The organism is Mesorhizobium sp. M0496 (assembly GCF_040321205.1).
Classification (GTDB): Bacteria; Pseudomonadota; Alphaproteobacteria; order Rhizobiales; family Rhizobiaceae; genus Mesorhizobium.
Genome location: NZ_JAMYRC010000009.1, coordinates 116,807 through 131,127 on the forward strand (window position 1 = coordinate 116,807; position 14,321 = coordinate 131,127).

A 14,321-nucleotide genomic window follows, 5' to 3' on the forward strand; every position below is an offset into this window, starting at 1 on the left:
GGCTCCGCTCGTGGTGATCGGTCTAAAGCCTGTTCCATCCCGATGGCATCGGGATGGGGCTCTATCTCAGTGTTTGGGCATGATCTTTTCCGAAAACCGGATTCCACTTTTCGGGATCATGCTCTAAGCGGCGACCTTGCCGGGACCAGCCGGGAACACGCCCGACATCACCGTAAACCCCTTGATGCGCTTGACCCGGTCGCACCAGCGCCGGATTGCCGGATAGTCCTGACGCGGAATGCCGCCCTCTTCCGACAGGATGACGTAAGGAAAACAGGCGATGTCGGCGATGGTCGGGCGGCCGGCCGAACAGATCCAGTCGCGGCCTTGCTGTTCGCCGAACCACAGATGCTCGTCGAGGATGCGGAACAGCCGATGCGCGCCGGCGCGCGCCGCATCGATGTCGAAATCGTAGAACAGGCCGTCATGCAGCCGCGCCGCCGATGCCGTTCCGGTGATGCCGTCGGCAAAAGCCAGCCACTGGCTGATCTCACCAAGCAGCGCCGGATTGTCTAGCGGGTACCAGCTGTTTGACGGATCATAATTGGCGGCAAGATAGACAAGAATGGCCTGGGCGTCGCGCAGCACAAGACCGTCATCGTCGAGCACCGGCAGCTGTCCGAGCGGATTGAGCCTCAGGAACCATTCGGATTTGTGCTCGCGGCCGGGGTAGAAGTCGACAGGCACGGTCTTGTAGTCGATGCCGAGGAAACTCATCAGCAGCCGCAATTTGTAACAATTGCCGGAGAGTTCGTAGTCATAAAGCGTGATCATCGGCTGCTCCTAGATGTCCAGCACGAGGCGTGCCGACTTGGCCCGCGAAACGCAGGTCATGATCTTGGTCCCGGCCTGTTTTTCGGCGTCGTTCAAATAGACGTCCTGATGGTCCGGTTCGCCTTCGATCACCGTCGCCACGCAAGTGCCGCAGGCGCCCTGCTCGCAGGACGACGGCACATCGATGCCGTTCTCGCGCATGACCTGCATGATGGTCTTGCCGGCAGGCACCTTGAGCGTGACGCAGGAGCGTGCCAGGGCCACTTCGAAGCTCGAACTGTCATCGATCTCGTTGGTGTTCTTGAAATACTCAAAATGCACGGCAGCGTCCGGCCAACCCTGTTCTGCCGCGGTCTTGCGGGCAGCTTCCAGCATCGGGCCTGGGCCACAGATATAGACGTGCATGCCGTTCCGGTATGCGGAAAGCAGTTCGTGCAGTTTCGCGCCTGTCTGTTCCGGCGTGAGGCCAAGATGCGGCACCAGTGAGCCACCGAGTTGCCGCAGCCGATCGGAAAAGGCGAGATGCTCCTCCCCTTGCGCGAAATAGTGCAATTCGTGCGCCAGATCCTGGTTCTTCAGCGCCTGCGCCATCGCCAGCAACGGCGTGATGCCGATACCGCCGGCGACGAACAGCGTCTTGATCGCGTCGCGGCGCAGCGGGAAATTGTTGCGCGGCTCGGAGATCGCCAGCACATCGCCTTCACGCACCGTCTCGTGCATGCATTTCGAACCGCCCTTCGAATCCCTCTCCAGCTTGACGCCGATGGTAAAGCTGTCGGTTTCGCCAGGACCGTTGGTGATCGAATATTGCCGGACCTCGCCATTGGGCATGTGGACATCGATATGGGCGCCTGGCTGGAAAGTGGGCAAAAGGCCCTTGATCGGGCGAAGCTCGAAGCCGGCTATGCCATCGGCGGCCTGCCATTTCCTTGCCACGGAGACGCGCAGCGCCGCCTTGCGGCCATGCGTCGTCAGTTCCGGCATTTCGGCGAGTTCGGCTGACACTTTTTCGTAAACAGGCTCGATCGGCGCGGGCGCGGCGGCGCTTGCCGCCTCACGTTCCGCCGCATCGCGCAGCTTGCCGAGCCGTTCATTGTGGTGGCGCAAGACGGCGATGCGCGCGGCTCCCTCGATGTCCCGATCGAGCACGCCGCGAATGACCGAACGGTTGGAATCGACGGGTTGAACGAAGAAGACGCCATGCGTCTCCTGGCTGCCGGCACGCGAGCGGAGCGCCACGGCAAAATCCTGCACGGTTTCGACCAGCATCTCGGCGGCGTCGCCCTCGACGGCCCCGCTGGGCTGGAACCGATAGGCTTTCAACCTCTCGACAACCTTGCCGGCAGGCGCATCGACCGGAATGCCGCGCAAGGCAAGCAACTGGCCTTCCAGCAGCCCGGCGACATCGGGCACCTCCCCTTGCGGCTCTTCGGACGACCAGACGAGGCCATAGCGCTCCACCGCCGGAAAGGTGCGGTTGGTGATGGTGCGCGCCGGCGCGTCGGCCGGATGGGCGGGAATATAGGTGCAGCCTGCGGTGCGGTTCGAATAGCGCCAGCCATGATACTGGCATTTCAGCTCGCGGCCGTCATTGATACCGATCGACAGCCTTACACCGCGATGTAGGCAGCGATTCTCCCAGATGTTGACGTAGCCATCATCGGCCCGCCAGACGGCGAATTCCCGACCAAGCAGCTGGCCGTGGAAGACGTGGCGGTAAGGCAAATCATAGGCAGCGGCGATCGGATGCCACCGGCTTCTGGCTTCTTGCAACATTCGTCATCTCCAAAAATAGTGTCAGGCCGCAACCGGGATGACGCCGTAGGTCACGCCCTTCTGGCTAAGCCAACGTCGGTAGGCGATGGCCGACTTGTCGGCCCGGATCGGTGTTTCGGCGCGCGGGTCCAGCGGCAGGCGTTTCGGCACCTGGTTCTCGAGGATCGGTTTGTCCTGCCCGAAGATCGTCTGCTGGAAGCGCTTGATGATCTTGTCTTCATTGTCTTCGTCGAGCACGCAAAGCAGCATGTGGGCGCGCACATGCTCCTGGTCGACAGGCTGCAGGAAGATGGCGATGACATCCCGCCGTGCTTCGTCGACCGGGCTCGATTTGTAGAGCACCGAGCAATAGGGATGTGGCACGCGGTAGACGTAGTCCACATCCGCGCCACCATCCGAAGCTGTGGAAGCCATCGGCTGAAAGAAGCGGCAACGCGTGGCCAGTATCTCGTCGCGGTCGACGGATATCTCGACGTCATATTCCTTGACCTCGGTATGCGGTTCGACGCCGAGGATGTCGGTGTGCACATAGGGAAAGTGGCCCATGTCGAGAAAATTCTCGATGGCGCGCGGCGCCGAGACATTGACGCCAAACGTTGCCGCGTTGAGCTTGCGGCGGTCCGGCTCTTCATATTCAGGGATCGGAAACAGCTCTGCCGGCGGCGAGCCGAGCGAGGTCCAGACATAGCCATAGGCGCTCTTGGCGGGCAGCGTTTCACGGATCGATGCCGGATCGACCCGGGCGCCGGATGGCAGGTCGGGCCTGGATATCCAGACCCCGATGGCGCCGGTCGTGCCAATTGCGAAACTGACCTGCTCGCCGAGCAGAGTCGTTTCCATCACACTGTTTGGCGTCGTCTCGGCAATGGCACCGATCGGATGCCAGAGATTAAGAATGACCGGGTCCGAGCATCTCGTCTGTATCATTTTCATGTCCCTCGAAGGAGCCAGGCCGGCATCGATCCCATCAGGCCTGGGCCGGAATGGCGCCGTAAGTTATTGCCTGATCCCGCAACCAGCGCCGGTAGGAAACAGAGACGGCGTCGGCGCGGATCGGTGTTTCAGCCCTCGGATCCAACGGCAACCGTCGTGGCACCTGGTTTTCCAGGATCGGCTTGTCCTGGGCGAAAATCAGCTGCATGAAGCTGCGCACCGTTGCCGCGTCGATGCCGTCCACAAGGTAGCAAAGGAAGGGATGAGCGACGCAGTTCTCCTCATCGACCGGCTGCACGAACAGGGTGATGACGTCGAGCCGGTCCTTCTTCACAGGATTGCTCTTGTAGAGGGCCACCGTATACGGCCGGATCACCTTATAGATGTAGTCGACGACAAAGCCTTCCTTTGCGGTCGGCGAGGCCAGCGGTTGATAGAATTTGCATTCGGTCGCCAGCACCTCGTCCTTGTCGGTGATCTCGACCCTGTAGGGCACCACTTCGGTGTGTGGCTCGTCACCCAGCAGGCCTGTGTGCACGAAGGGGAAGTGCCCCATGTCGAGAAAATTCTCGACGGCGCGCAGACCCGACACCTTGACCGCGATCGAGCCGCCGCTGACCAGATGCCGGTCCGACTCGTTCGATTCCGGAATGTAAATGATGTCCCGCCAGGGCTTGCCAAGACATGCCCAGACGAAGCCGTAGCGCTCGGCAGAATTGACCTGTTCGCCGGTGTCCTGGCGGACGATCTCCTTGTTGTAGCGTCCCTTGCAGGTGATCGAGAGAGCGACCCCCAAAAGCCGTGTGGTGAACGGAGCACCAGCGGACAGCATCGAGCAATCCGCAACAATATGCCAGTCGTTCAAGAGAACCCCGTCGCTGCAAGGGCTGGTCATCGCAATCGTCCTCCCTGGCCGGCTCTTCACATCGAACCCGGCTTGGTCAGCGCCACCATTGCAAACACAAGATTGGATATCAATCAATGCATTTTTTGTAGCCAATGAATGTTTTTTGGTTGACAGACTGAAAGGATTGCATCCCATATATGGCACACCGCAACCTGGGATATGGGGCGCTGGAATGACGCCGATCATCGGCAGTGACATTGCGAAAGACGCGTGGAAATCAGCGCGGAGCGCCGTCTCGTGAGCAGCCGTTCCCAGTCAATCGCCGACACGCTGACGCGCGCCATCATTGATCATCGTCTCGTCCCCGGCTGCAAGCTCGGTGAACGCGAACTTGCTGAAATATTCGACGTCAGCCGCATCGTGGTCCGCCAGGCTTTGATACGCCTCGCCGATGACGGACTGGCCCAGATCGAGCGCAATCGCGGTGCTTTCGTCGCCAAGCCGAGCATGCAGGAGGCGATGGAAATCTATGACGCCCTGACGCTTGTCGAACAGGGCGTGGCAGCACAGCTCAGCGATCGGCTGGGCCCGGCCGGCTGGGCCGAACTGCGCCACCATGTCGAACGGCAGCGACAGGCCGTGGCCGCCGGCAATGATGCCCTGGCCGACGTGCTCGGCCAGGAGTTCCACACGGTGTTCGTGCGCCTCAGCCGCAACAAGGTGATGCAGGAAATCCATGCGCAACTCGTGCGCCGCACGACGCTGCTGCGCTCGCTCATTACCGCCGATTTCGACTATTGCAATCTGCTCGACGATCACTCGCGGGTCGTTGACCTGCTGGAAAAAGGCCGCTTGAAGCAGGCCATGGATCTCATCGACACACACCACCGCACGGTGGTGCGCGGCTACATCATGGACCGTGAGGTGTTTCCGGAAATGACACCGGCCGAGGCCCTTGCCCCCTATCTCGACGGCACGGCCGATGCGGCGACAACAGCGGTTCCGCTCAGAAGGATGGCGAAGTCGCCCGGGAATGGCGACGCCGCAACGCATCTCGGAGCCGCAGCGCATCTCCATGTTCATCTTCCAAAAACAGATCCGGCATCCACAAGCCGGGCATCAACCAAAAAAACCAACAGAGGGTTACCATCATGAACGACGTAACAAGACGGGATTTCCTGAAATACGGCAGCGCGCTGGGCGCAGCACTTGGCGCAGGAGGCCTAAGCACGATCGCACAAGCGCAGGAGGTGCTGAAAATCGGCGCCGTCTATGTCTCGCCAGTGGCTGAAATCGGCTGGACCAAGCAGCACAGCCTCGGTGTCGAAGCCATCAAGGCCGCATTCGGCGACAAGGTCGAGCTGACCGTCATCGACAACATCTTCATGCCGCAGGACGCCGAGCGCATTTTTCGCGAACTGGCGAGCGCCGGCAACAAGCTGATCTTCGGCACCAGCTTTTCACACGGAACGCCCATGCAGAAAGTGGCGCCACGGTTCCCCAAAGTGGCATTCGAACATTGCTCCGGCATCGTCCACCTTGCCAATCTCGGCACCTTCGAAGCCAAATACTACGAGGGTACTTTCGTCGCCGGCGCTGCCGGCGGCTACATGTCGAAATCAGGCAAGATCGGCTTCATCGGCGGCTTCCCGATCCCCGACATCGTCGGGCCGGCCAATGCGCTGCTGCTCGGTGCGCAAAGCGTCAACCCGAACGCCACCTGCAACACCATCTTCCTCAACTCCTGGTTTGATCCGGGCAAGGAAAAGGAGGCCGCCAAAACCCTGCTTTCACAAGGCTGCGACGTCATCTGCTCGATGACGGACACGGCCACCGGTGTCCAGGTCGCCGGCGAAGGCGGCGCCTGGTCGATCGGCTATGCCAGCGACATGGCGAAATTCGGTTCCGGCAAGCAATTGACGGCATTCGTGCTCGACTGGACGAGCGACTATGTTGGCGCCGCCAAGGCCGTTGCCGCGGGCACCTGGAAGCCGGAAGTGCGTTGGGACGGACTGGCGGCAGGCGTCGTGAAAATGGCGCCCTACAATGACGGCATTCCGGCCGACACCAAGGCCAAGCTCAAACAGCTCGAGGCCGATATCGGCAGCGGCAAGGTTCATCCCTATGCCGGCGAGCTGAAAGACCAGGACGGCAACGTCAAGGTTGCCGCCGGTTCGGTTCTGGCCGACGACGACATTCGCGGCATGAACTGGTTCGTGAAGGGGATGATCGGCAAGCTGAGCTGATCGTCGCTCAAAAAGCCATCCGGCGCCGAAGCTGGAATGCTTCGGCGTCTGCCAGCTTGCGCCTAGTCCAACCCCGCTTCACGCCACGGCAGGACCCGCCATGCATCCGCGTTTAGAACTGCGCAACATCTGCAAGCGCTATCCAGGCGTCGTCGCCAATGACGACGTTTCATTGTCTATCCAACCCGGCGAAATCCACGCTGTCTTGGGCGAGAATGGCGCAGGCAAATCCACCCTGATGAAGATCATCTACGGCGCGGCGCAGGCCGACTCCGGGGAAATCCATAGCGATGGCAATCCGATCGTCGCTCACAATCCGGCGGTATCCCGCGCTCTCGGCATCGAGATGGTCTACCAGCATTTTGCGCTGTTCGAATCCGTGTCGGTGGTCGAGAATATTGCCTTGTCGACAAGCAGCACGTTCCATCTGCCGACGCTTGCCGAAAAGATCCGCGACCTCTCCATGCGCTACGGCATGCCTATCGATCCGTATCGCCAGGTGCACGACTTGTCGGTTGGCGAGCGCCAGCGTGTGGAGATCGTGCGCTGCCTGCTGCAGGCGCCGAAACTCCTGATCCTCGACGAGCCGACTTCCGTGCTGACGCCGCAGGCAGTGGTCAAGCTGTTCGAGACGCTGCGGCAGCTCGCCGCCGAAGGCTGCAGCATCGTCTATATCAGCCACAAGCTCGACGAAGTGCAGGAGCTCTGCGACACCGCCACCGTGCTGCGCAACGGCAAGGTCACCGGCACCGCCCGCCCGAAGGAGACGACATCGCTGGAGCTTGCCCGCATGATGGTCGGCTCCAAGCTGCCTGAAATGCATGTCAGTCCGCCAAGCCCGAGCGACAAGCCGGTGCTCGCGGTCAACAACCTTTCAGTCTCGGCCCGAGACCATTTCGGCGTCGACCTGAAGGATGTGTCGTTCAATGTGCATGGCGGGGAAATCGTCGGCATTGCCGGCGTTTCCGGAAACGGCCAGGCCGAGCTGATCGCCTTGCTCAGCGGCGAACGTACCCATGACCGCGGCGACGCGATCAGGATTTGCGGCACCGACGCCGCCCGCCTGCGTGCCCACGAACGCCGCAAGCTCGGCGTCGCCTTTGTTCCCGAAGAAAGGCTCGGACGCGGTGCTGTGCCGTCGCACACGCTGTGGGAGAACGCCGTGCTGACCGCGCATCGCTTCGGCACGGTGCGCAACGGACTGGTCGATCGCCGCAAGGCCAAGGCTTTCGCCGCCGGCATCATCGACAGGTTCAAGGTCAAGGCCAATGGAGCGCAGTCGACCGCGCAAAGCCTGTCGGGCGGCAACCTGCAAAAGTTCATCGTCGGACGCGAGATCGCGCTCAAGCCAAAGCTGTTCCTGGTGTCTCAGCCGACCTGGGGTGTCGACGTCGGCGCATCCGCCTTCATCCGGCAGACCATCATCGATCTCAGCCGTGCCGGGGCAGCGGTTCTTGTCGTCTCCGAAGAGCTCGACGAGTTGTTCGAGATCTGTGACCGGCTGCTGGTGATCTGCAAGGGAAAAGTGTCATCGCCACTCATCCGCACGACAACCGACCGCGAGGAGATCGGACTTCTGATGACCGGCCGGACCATGAACGAGCCGACATCGGCAAACGGGAGTGGCGATATTGCACTTCAGGATTGAACAAAGGCCGGAGCCATCCGCGCCGATGCGCATTGCCGCACCGATCCTGGCGACGATACTGACGGTCGTCGTCGGCTCGGTTTTCTTCGCCTATCTCGGACATGACCCGCTCGCCACGCTCCATGCGTTCTTTGTCGAGCCGCTCAGTTCGATGAACGGGCTGTCGGAATGGCTGCTCAAGGCCTCGCCGCTGATCCTGATCGCTTGCGGGCTGGCGGTCGGCTTTCGCGCCAATGTCTGGAACATCGGCGCAGAGGGCCAGTTCACGATGGGTGCGATTGCCGCCAGCGGCGTCGGGCTGTTCTGGCCAAATCCGGAGAGCGTGCTGCTGTTGCCCCTGATGTTCCTGGCCGGCATGGGCGCCGGCATGGCATGGGCGGCCATTCCGGCCTTCCTGCGTGCCCGCATGAACACCAACGAAATCCTCGTCACGCTGATGATGACCTACATCGCCACGCTGTTCCTGTCCTATCTCGTGCATGGGCCGTGGCGCGATCCGGCCGGTTTCAACTACCCGCAGACTGCCCTCCTGCCGGCTGCCGCGATGCTCCAGTCCTTTGATCCGGCATACCGGCTCAATTCCTCGGTCTTCATCACCGTCGTCGCCGTCATCGCGATGTGGCTGTTCACCGACCGCAGCTTCCTCGGCTACAAGATGTCGGTGAGCGGCGCGGCACCACTGGCCGCGCGGTATGCCGGGTTCCGCGAGTCGGCGGCGATCTGGATCGGCCTGCTGGCCGGCGGGGCAGCAGCCGGCATCGCCGGCATGGCGGAAGCTGCCGGACCGCTCGGCCAGCTCTCGCCACAGATATCGCCGGGTTATGGTTTCGCGGCCATCATTGTCGCCTTCATCGGACGGCTGAACGCCTTTGGCATCGTGCTCGGCGGGTTGCTGATGTCGCTGCTTTTCCTTGGCGGAGAAGGCGTGCAGATGACGCTTGGCCTGCCTTCGGCGCTGACGCGGATTTTCCAGGGCATCCTGCTGTTCTTCCTGCTCGCCGCCGACTTCTTCATCTTCTACCGCGTTCGCCTGGTCCGGGAGAAAGCCTGATGGATCTGTTCATTGCCATCTTCACCGGCACCGTCATTGCCGCGACGCCCCTGATCTTCGCCGCCCTCGGCGAACTCGTGGTCGAAAAGTCAGGCGTTCTCAATCTCGGCATCGAAGGCATGATGCTGATGGGGGCAGCACTTGCGTTCTGGGCTGTCACCGCGGGCTTTTCCATGCCTGTCGCGATCATGGCCGGCGCGCTGGCCGGTGCTGCCGCATCGCTGCTGTTCGGCGTTCTGGCGCTGACCTTCCTGACCAATCAATACGCCGCCGGTCTGGCGTTGGCGATCTTCGGGTCAGGTGTTTCGGCCTTTCTCGGACGCGGTTTTGGCAGTTCCCCGATCGAAGCGCTGCACGGCGTCGACATCCCCTATCTGTCGGATATACCTTTCCTGGGGTCGATGCTGTTCCGCTTCGACCCGATGGTCTACCTGGCCTTGCTGATGTTCGCCGCGATCAGCTGGTTTCTCTACCGGACCAAGGCGGGGCTTATCTTGCGCACGATCGGCGAGTCACCGCAGACGTCGCATGCGATCGGCTATCCGGTGATCAAGATCCGCTACATGGCCGTCCTGTTCGGCGGACTGATGGCCGGACTGGCGGGCGCCTATTTGTCGGTCGCCTACACACCGCTGTGGGTCGAGAACATGACCGCCGGCAAGGGTTGGATCGCGCTGGCGCTGGTGGTTTTCGCCACATGGCGGCCGCTGCGCATTCTGCTTGGCGCCTGGCTGTTCGGCGGCATGACGATCCTGCAGCTGCAAGGACAGGCGCTCGGGCTGGAAGTGCCGTCGGAACTGCTGTCGGCCCTGCCCTATCTGGCCACCATCATCGTGCTGGTCCTCATTTCGCGAAACCGCCAGATGCTCGCGCTGCATTTCCCGGCCTCGCTTGCAAAGCCCTTCCGCCCGGCGAGCTGAACCAGGAACTATTCTCTGTTGTAGGGTATGCCGAGCGCCACCGGCTGATGCGTGCGCGATCGCAACCCGGCCAGCAGCACCAGGGATGCCACATAGGGTAGCACGAGGAATATCTGATGGGGAGGGGTATCCCCACGACCATGTAGGCAACCACCGCACCGATCAGCATGGTGCCCTCGACAGCGATGTTCCAAATGCCCGCGCTGCGTGACGAGTTCGCCCATCGCCGAAAACAGCAGCGGTGTCGCAATGCGGACCATCGCTGCCAGCAGGCTGATCAGCAGCGGTCCCTGCAGCAGCTCAAGCATGGACTTCCCTCCTCACGATCTGAAGGCGCGTCGCGACCGCGGCACTGAGAAAGAACAGCAGCACCAGCCCTTCCATCGCCGACACCAGACCAGCAGGCGTGCCGCTCTTCAGCCGCATATAGATGGTGCCGCTTTCCAGAGCGCCGAAGAAGCCATTGTCGACCAGCCAGGCGCCGTTGCCGCCAGCGTTGCGATAGGTCGAGGCGCTGCGCATTCGACAGCCCGGCCAAAAATAAGGCGATCCGCCTGCCGCGAGATGTCATGACAGCGGAAGTCAACAAGGTGCCGCCACGTCGATAACAGCCTTGATCAGACCGGACTTCTGCTGCGCCCAGATGTCACGGGGGCTGTCACGCAGGGTCGTGCGGTGGGTGACGAGTTGATCAATTGGTATTTTTCCCGCACAGATCGAGGCAATAACGTGCTGGAAATCGCCATGCGTCGCATTGCGACTGCCGATCAGCATCATTTCCCGCTTGTGAAACTCCGGATCGGAGAAGCTTATGTTGTCCTGCACGACGCTGACCATCACCATGACGCCGCCATGGGCGACATAGGCAAAGGCGGACTGCATCGAACGGCTGTTTCCCGTTGCGTCGAAGACGACATCGAAACCTGTTTTGGCGGTTCCTCCGCTATCGTTTCGACGATCGATCCCTTCGAGCCGTCGATCACCAGGAAGCCCAATTGCGTGGCGGCAAAGGCCAGCCGCTCCGCGTCGATGTCCATGATGGTCACGTTGTGGCGCGCTATGTGTGGGAGCCGACGCATCTCCTCAGAAATGCGTCGGCGCCAAAAGCCTACGTGTGGCGGATTTCCGTTCCCAGCACCTTCAAACATTCGCGGATGAACGCAGCAAGTGCCGTCCATCCCTTGGCCGAAACCATCGTCCCATCCACATAGGCATCGGTGGGAGACAGATCGATGTAAGTGCCGCCGGCAAGGGTCACCTCCGGCTCGCAAGCCGCGAGTGCTGCTACCTTCTTGCCGCGAACGACGCCGTCGACCGCGATCAAAATCTGGACGCCATGGCAGATCGTGAAGATCGGCTTCTTGGCGTCGTGGAAATGGCGCACGATCGCCTGCACGCGCTTGTCGGTGCGGATATACTCAGGGCCACGGCCGCCCGCGCAATAGACTGCGTGGTATTGGTCGAGCTGCTTCTCAGCGTCGGAAAACGTCTTGTTGATCAGCGCGTAGTGGCCGAGCTTTTCGGTATAGGTTTGGTCGCCCTCGAAGTCATGCAGCGAAGTCTTGATCAGGTCCCCAGCGTTCTTGTCTGGGCAGACCACATGGATAGTGTGACCGACGGCTTCCATCGCTTGCTGGTAGACGAAGATCTCGTATTCTTCGGTGAACTCACCGGTCAACATCAGTATCTTTTTGCCTGGCATGGCTCTTCCTCTCAGTGTTTTGGGCCAGGCAAGGCGCAGATCGCGCCCTGCCCTGCTGTGAAGTCGGATCGGCTCAGAATGGTGTCGACTTGCCCGCCCCGTTCTCGCCGATGATGGCGTGGACCTCACCGGGCAGGACGTCGAGCACTATGTCCGACAGCACCGTCACCGGGCCGTATTGTTTCGATAGGTGCTCGGCGCGCAGAACTGGTTCGACGGTGCCCGGCGCGTCACCAGAGGGCAGCGTGCTTCCTCCCTCTCCAGCGATATTGGCGGCAATGGACATCGGTTCCGGCCTCAATCGAATGCCGGAAGCAAGCGATCGCGCGAATGCTCGATGTGGACGCGCATCGCCTTTTGGGCGGCGTCGGGATCGGCCGAGCCGAACGCGGCGAGGATCGCCTCGTGTTCGTCGAGCGCCTCCTCGGTCACGCGGGCATGGTACATCAAGCGGAAGATATGGAAGTGGATGTGCTGGTGACTCAACGTCTCGCGAATGAGTTCGTTTTCGGAAAACTCCATGATCTTGTCGTGGAAGATCGCGTCCTGCCGGGCGAAATTCGAATAGCGGAGGCGATCGTCCTTGCCTTCGCGCCGTGACATCACGCCGGCCGCTTCCAGCAAAGTGTTGAGCTTCGCTTCGTCCATGGCAGCGGCAGCTTTCGCCGCGGCATGCGGCTCAAGCAGAAGGCGCATCTCATACAATTCGTCGAAACGGCGCCGGGTAATCTGGGGTGCCGCGCGGTAACCAATGAGATGCGTCTTGAGTACCAGGCCTTCGCCTTCGAGGCGGCCGAGCGCCTCGCGTATCGGCGTGTGCGAGACGTTGAATTCCTTGACCAGGCTATCGACGGTAATGCGGGAACCTGGCGCGATCTTCAGCGCCATCAGCTGCGCGAAGATCGCTTCGTAGACATCCTCGACCAGGCTGTTGGAGCGCTGGATGCGACCGCCGGCGGCGGTCGTTTCGGTCGTTTCGGTTAAGTCGGCGGTCTGCATCTTTTTGCCTCTTGACAGTGAGGACTGCTAACACGATGCTCCGGTAGATGCAATCCTATATCATATACGATTTTAAAGCGGATATAATTTTAAGCCGTCACATGGCGCCAGGCGCCTTTGCGGACAGATGGTGGATCCGTCGCGATAGCCTTTCCAGTTGAGCCGCCGTCAAAGGACAAAAGATCATCATGAGCCTCTTCGCCGCCCTCCGGCTTCCGCGTGAAATCCTTTTCGGCAAAGGCCAGCGTCATGTGCTGCAGACAGTCGCCAGCAGGTTCGGCCGGCGCGCGCTGGTCTGTACCGACGAGCGTTTCGCCGGCACCGCGGTGTTCGCGGAGATCGTCAAATCGCTCCAGGCTGCCTCGATCGAGGTGCTGGTGCATGACCGCGTCCTTCCCGACGTGCCGCGTGACACAGTCAGCATCTGCGTCGACGAGGCGAAGGGGTTCCGGCCCGAGATGGTGATCGGCATCGGCGGCGGCAGCTGCCTCGATTTCGCCAAATGCGCCGCCTTGCTGCTCAGTCACGGCGGCAACCTCCAGGACTATTACGGTGAGTTCCAGGTTCCTGGCCCGACGCTGCCGCTGATCGCTGTGCCCACCACCGCGGGCACCGGCTCCGAAGTGACTCCGGTCGCGGTGATCTCCGATCCTGACCGGACGCTCAAGGTCGGCATATCGAGCCCGCATCTGATCGCTGCGGTTGCCTTGTGCGACCCCGAACTGACGATGACCTGTCCACCAGGGCTGACCGCGATCGCCGGCGCCGATGCATTGACACACGCAATCGAGGCTTTCACCGCCATGCGGCGCGACGCGGACCCCGACATGCCGCAAAAACACGTGTTCATAGGCAAGACCGCGCTGACCGATCATTTCGCGCTGCTGGCCATAAAGCTGCTGGGGCGCAGTCTGCAGAGAGCCTGCACGGACGGCACTGACGCCGATGCGCGCGCCGATGTGATGATGGGCGCGTTGGCGGCAGGGTGTGCATTCGGTACCGCGGGTACGGCGGCGGCGCATGCCGTGCAGTATCCGGCCGGCGCGCTTACGCACACCGCGCACGGGTTGGGTGTGGCAACCATGATGCCCTACGTTATGACCTATAACAGGCGTGTGGCTGCCACTGAAATGGCCGAGATCGGTGGAGCGCTTGGCCTTGAGGCCAAGGGGCGAAGCGCTGAGGAGATGGCGGACGCCACCATCGAGCAAATCCGGCAGCTGTTCACGGCGATCGGCATCACGCCAACACTGGCCGATCTCGGCCTTCCCGCCGACAAGCTCGACTGGACCGCCGAGCAGGCGCTCGGCATCGACCGCCTGATCAAGAACAACCCGCGCCCCTTCGATCTCTCCGCCATGCGACGCCTTGTCCAGGCAGCTCATGACGGCGACCTCGCCGCCTGCGCTATGTAACAACGGAACA

At 61.6% G+C, this 14,321-nt stretch carries 14 protein-coding genes and 2 pseudogenes; 6 read left to right on the forward strand and 10 right to left on the reverse strand.

Features of this window, described 5'->3' with window-relative positions; translation table 11 throughout:
• Nucleotides 1-123 precede the first annotated feature (123 nt).
• Genes NKI73_RS11480 through NKI73_RS11495 form a run of 4 tightly spaced genes read right to left on the reverse strand, consistent with a single transcriptional unit; the run spans nucleotide 124 to nucleotide 4,378 of the window.
• Nucleotides 124-774 carry a glutathione S-transferase family protein gene (locus NKI73_RS11480; RefSeq protein WP_352629582.1) on the reverse strand — a complete coding sequence of 217 codons (651 nt, stop codon included), beginning with the start codon at nucleotides 772-774 and terminating at the stop codon, nucleotides 124-126.
• A gap of 9 nt (nucleotides 775-783) precedes the next feature.
• Nucleotides 784-2,550, reverse strand: coding sequence for a 2Fe-2S iron-sulfur cluster-binding protein (locus NKI73_RS11485; RefSeq protein WP_352629583.1), 1,767 nt, complete (start codon nucleotides 2,548-2,550; stop codon nucleotides 784-786).
• Nucleotides 2,551-2,571: 21 nt separating this feature from the next.
• On the reverse strand, nucleotides 2,572-3,477 hold the full coding sequence (locus NKI73_RS11490; protein WP_352629585.1) for an aromatic ring-hydroxylating dioxygenase subunit alpha: 906 nt from the start codon (nucleotides 3,475-3,477) through the stop codon (nucleotides 2,572-2,574).
• Nucleotides 3,478-3,517: 40 nt separating this feature from the next.
• The gene (locus NKI73_RS11495) at nucleotides 3,518-4,378 is read right to left on the reverse strand and encodes an aromatic ring-hydroxylating dioxygenase subunit alpha (protein WP_352629670.1); all 861 of its coding nucleotides are present in this window, start codon (nucleotides 4,376-4,378) and stop codon (nucleotides 3,518-3,520) included.
• Between the two features lie 249 nt (nucleotides 4,379-4,627).
• Here NKI73_RS11495 and NKI73_RS11500 point away from each other — a divergent pair, with 249 nt between their 5' ends.
• The 5 genes from NKI73_RS11500 (at nucleotide 4,628) to NKI73_RS11520 (ending at nucleotide 10,195) form a co-directional block, all read left to right on the forward strand.
• Nucleotides 4,628-5,485 (forward strand): GntR family transcriptional regulator, encoded by an 858-nt coding sequence (locus NKI73_RS11500; RefSeq protein ID WP_352629587.1) that lies wholly within the window; start codon nucleotides 4,628-4,630, stop codon nucleotides 5,483-5,485.
• Nucleotides 5,482-6,576 carry a BMP family ABC transporter substrate-binding protein gene (locus NKI73_RS11505; RefSeq protein ID WP_352629589.1) on the forward strand — a complete coding sequence of 365 codons (1,095 nt, stop codon included), beginning with the start codon at nucleotides 5,482-5,484 and terminating at the stop codon, nucleotides 6,574-6,576. The genes NKI73_RS11500 and NKI73_RS11505 overlap by 4 nt, the downstream gene beginning before the upstream one ends.
• 100 nt (nucleotides 6,577-6,676) lie before the next feature.
• Nucleotides 6,677-8,224 (forward strand): ABC transporter ATP-binding protein, encoded by a 1,548-nt coding sequence (locus tag NKI73_RS11510; RefSeq protein ID WP_352629591.1) that lies wholly within the window; start codon nucleotides 6,677-6,679, stop codon nucleotides 8,222-8,224.
• Nucleotides 8,208-9,275 carry an ABC transporter permease gene (locus NKI73_RS11515; protein WP_352629593.1) on the forward strand — a complete coding sequence of 356 codons (1,068 nt, stop codon included), beginning with the start codon at nucleotides 8,208-8,210 and terminating at the stop codon, nucleotides 9,273-9,275. Before NKI73_RS11510 ends, NKI73_RS11515 begins: the two co-directional genes overlap by 17 nt.
• On the forward strand, nucleotides 9,275-10,195 hold the full coding sequence (locus NKI73_RS11520) for an ABC transporter permease (protein WP_352629595.1): 921 nt from the start codon (nucleotides 9,275-9,277) through the stop codon (nucleotides 10,193-10,195). The genes NKI73_RS11515 and NKI73_RS11520 overlap by 1 nt, the downstream gene beginning before the upstream one ends.
• Before the next feature lie 8 nt (nucleotides 10,196-10,203).
• Here the strand turns inward: NKI73_RS11520 and NKI73_RS11525 are convergent, their stop codons facing one another.
• From NKI73_RS11525 to NKI73_RS11550, 6 genes and pseudogenes are all read right to left on the reverse strand, one after another.
• Nucleotides 10,204-10,503: a hypothetical protein gene (locus tag NKI73_RS11525; protein ID WP_352629597.1), complete on the reverse strand. Its 300-nt coding sequence runs from the start codon at nucleotides 10,501-10,503 to the stop codon at nucleotides 10,204-10,206.
• Complete coding sequence (locus NKI73_RS11530) at nucleotides 10,496-10,717, reverse strand: hypothetical protein (RefSeq protein WP_352629599.1); 222 nt, start codon at nucleotides 10,715-10,717, stop codon at nucleotides 10,496-10,498. Before NKI73_RS11530 ends, NKI73_RS11525 begins: the two co-directional genes overlap by 8 nt.
• 60 nt (nucleotides 10,718-10,777) lie before the next feature.
• Nucleotides 10,778-11,256 (reverse strand): annotated as a pseudogene (locus NKI73_RS11535) (zinc-binding dehydrogenase); the annotation flags it as partial.
• Nucleotides 11,257-11,303: 47 nt separating this feature from the next.
• Nucleotides 11,304-11,897: a DJ-1/PfpI family protein gene (locus tag NKI73_RS11540; RefSeq protein WP_352629601.1), complete on the reverse strand. Its 594-nt coding sequence runs from the start codon at nucleotides 11,895-11,897 to the stop codon at nucleotides 11,304-11,306.
• An 82-nt stretch (nucleotides 11,898-11,979) separates the two neighbouring features.
• A pseudogene (locus tag NKI73_RS11545) lies at nucleotides 11,980-12,183 on the reverse strand (ATP-binding cassette domain-containing protein); the annotation flags it as partial.
• Nucleotides 12,184-12,194: 11 nt separating this feature from the next.
• Nucleotides 12,195-12,896, reverse strand: a complete 702-nt coding sequence (locus NKI73_RS11550) for a GntR family transcriptional regulator (protein ID WP_352629603.1) — start codon at nucleotides 12,894-12,896, stop codon at nucleotides 12,195-12,197.
• Between the two features lie 188 nt (nucleotides 12,897-13,084).
• Here NKI73_RS11550 and NKI73_RS11555 point away from each other — a divergent pair, with 188 nt between their 5' ends.
• Nucleotides 13,085-14,311, forward strand: a complete 1,227-nt coding sequence (locus NKI73_RS11555) for an iron-containing alcohol dehydrogenase (protein WP_352629606.1) — start codon at nucleotides 13,085-13,087, stop codon at nucleotides 14,309-14,311.
• The last annotated feature ends 10 nt before the right edge of the window (nucleotides 14,312-14,321 follow it).

Coding starts and splice junctions, on each gene's coding strand:
- NKI73_RS11480 (WP_352629582.1), bottom strand. CDS start 774: ATGATCACGCTTTATGACTACGAACTCTCCGGCAATTGTTACAAATTG.
- NKI73_RS11485 (WP_352629583.1), bottom strand. CDS start 2,550: ATGTTGCAAGAAGCCAGAAGCCGGTGGCATCCGATCGCCGCTGCCTAT.
- NKI73_RS11490 (WP_352629585.1), bottom strand. CDS start 3,477: ATGATACAGACGAGATGCTCGGACCCGGTCATTCTTAATCTCTGGCAT.
- NKI73_RS11495 (WP_352629670.1), bottom strand. CDS start 4,378: ATGACCAGCCCTTGCAGCGACGGGGTTCTCTTGAACGACTGGCATATT.
- NKI73_RS11505 (WP_352629589.1), top strand. CDS start 5,482: ATGAACGACGTAACAAGACGGGATTTCCTGAAATACGGCAGCGCGCTG.
- NKI73_RS11510 (WP_352629591.1), top strand. CDS start 6,677: ATGCATCCGCGTTTAGAACTGCGCAACATCTGCAAGCGCTATCCAGGC.
- NKI73_RS11520 (WP_352629595.1), top strand. CDS start 9,275: ATGGATCTGTTCATTGCCATCTTCACCGGCACCGTCATTGCCGCGACG.
- NKI73_RS11525 (WP_352629597.1), bottom strand. CDS start 10,503: ATGCTTGAGCTGCTGCAGGGACCGCTGCTGATCAGCCTGCTGGCAGCG.
- NKI73_RS11530 (WP_352629599.1), bottom strand. CDS start 10,717: ATGCGCAGCGCCTCGACCTATCGCAACGCTGGCGGCAACGGCGCCTGG.
- NKI73_RS11540 (WP_352629601.1), bottom strand. CDS start 11,897: ATGCCAGGCAAAAAGATACTGATGTTGACCGGTGAGTTCACCGAAGAA.
- NKI73_RS11550 (WP_352629603.1), bottom strand. CDS start 12,896: ATGCAGACCGCCGACTTAACCGAAACGACCGAAACGACCGCCGCCGGC.
- NKI73_RS11555 (WP_352629606.1), top strand. CDS start 13,085: ATGAGCCTCTTCGCCGCCCTCCGGCTTCCGCGTGAAATCCTTTTCGGC.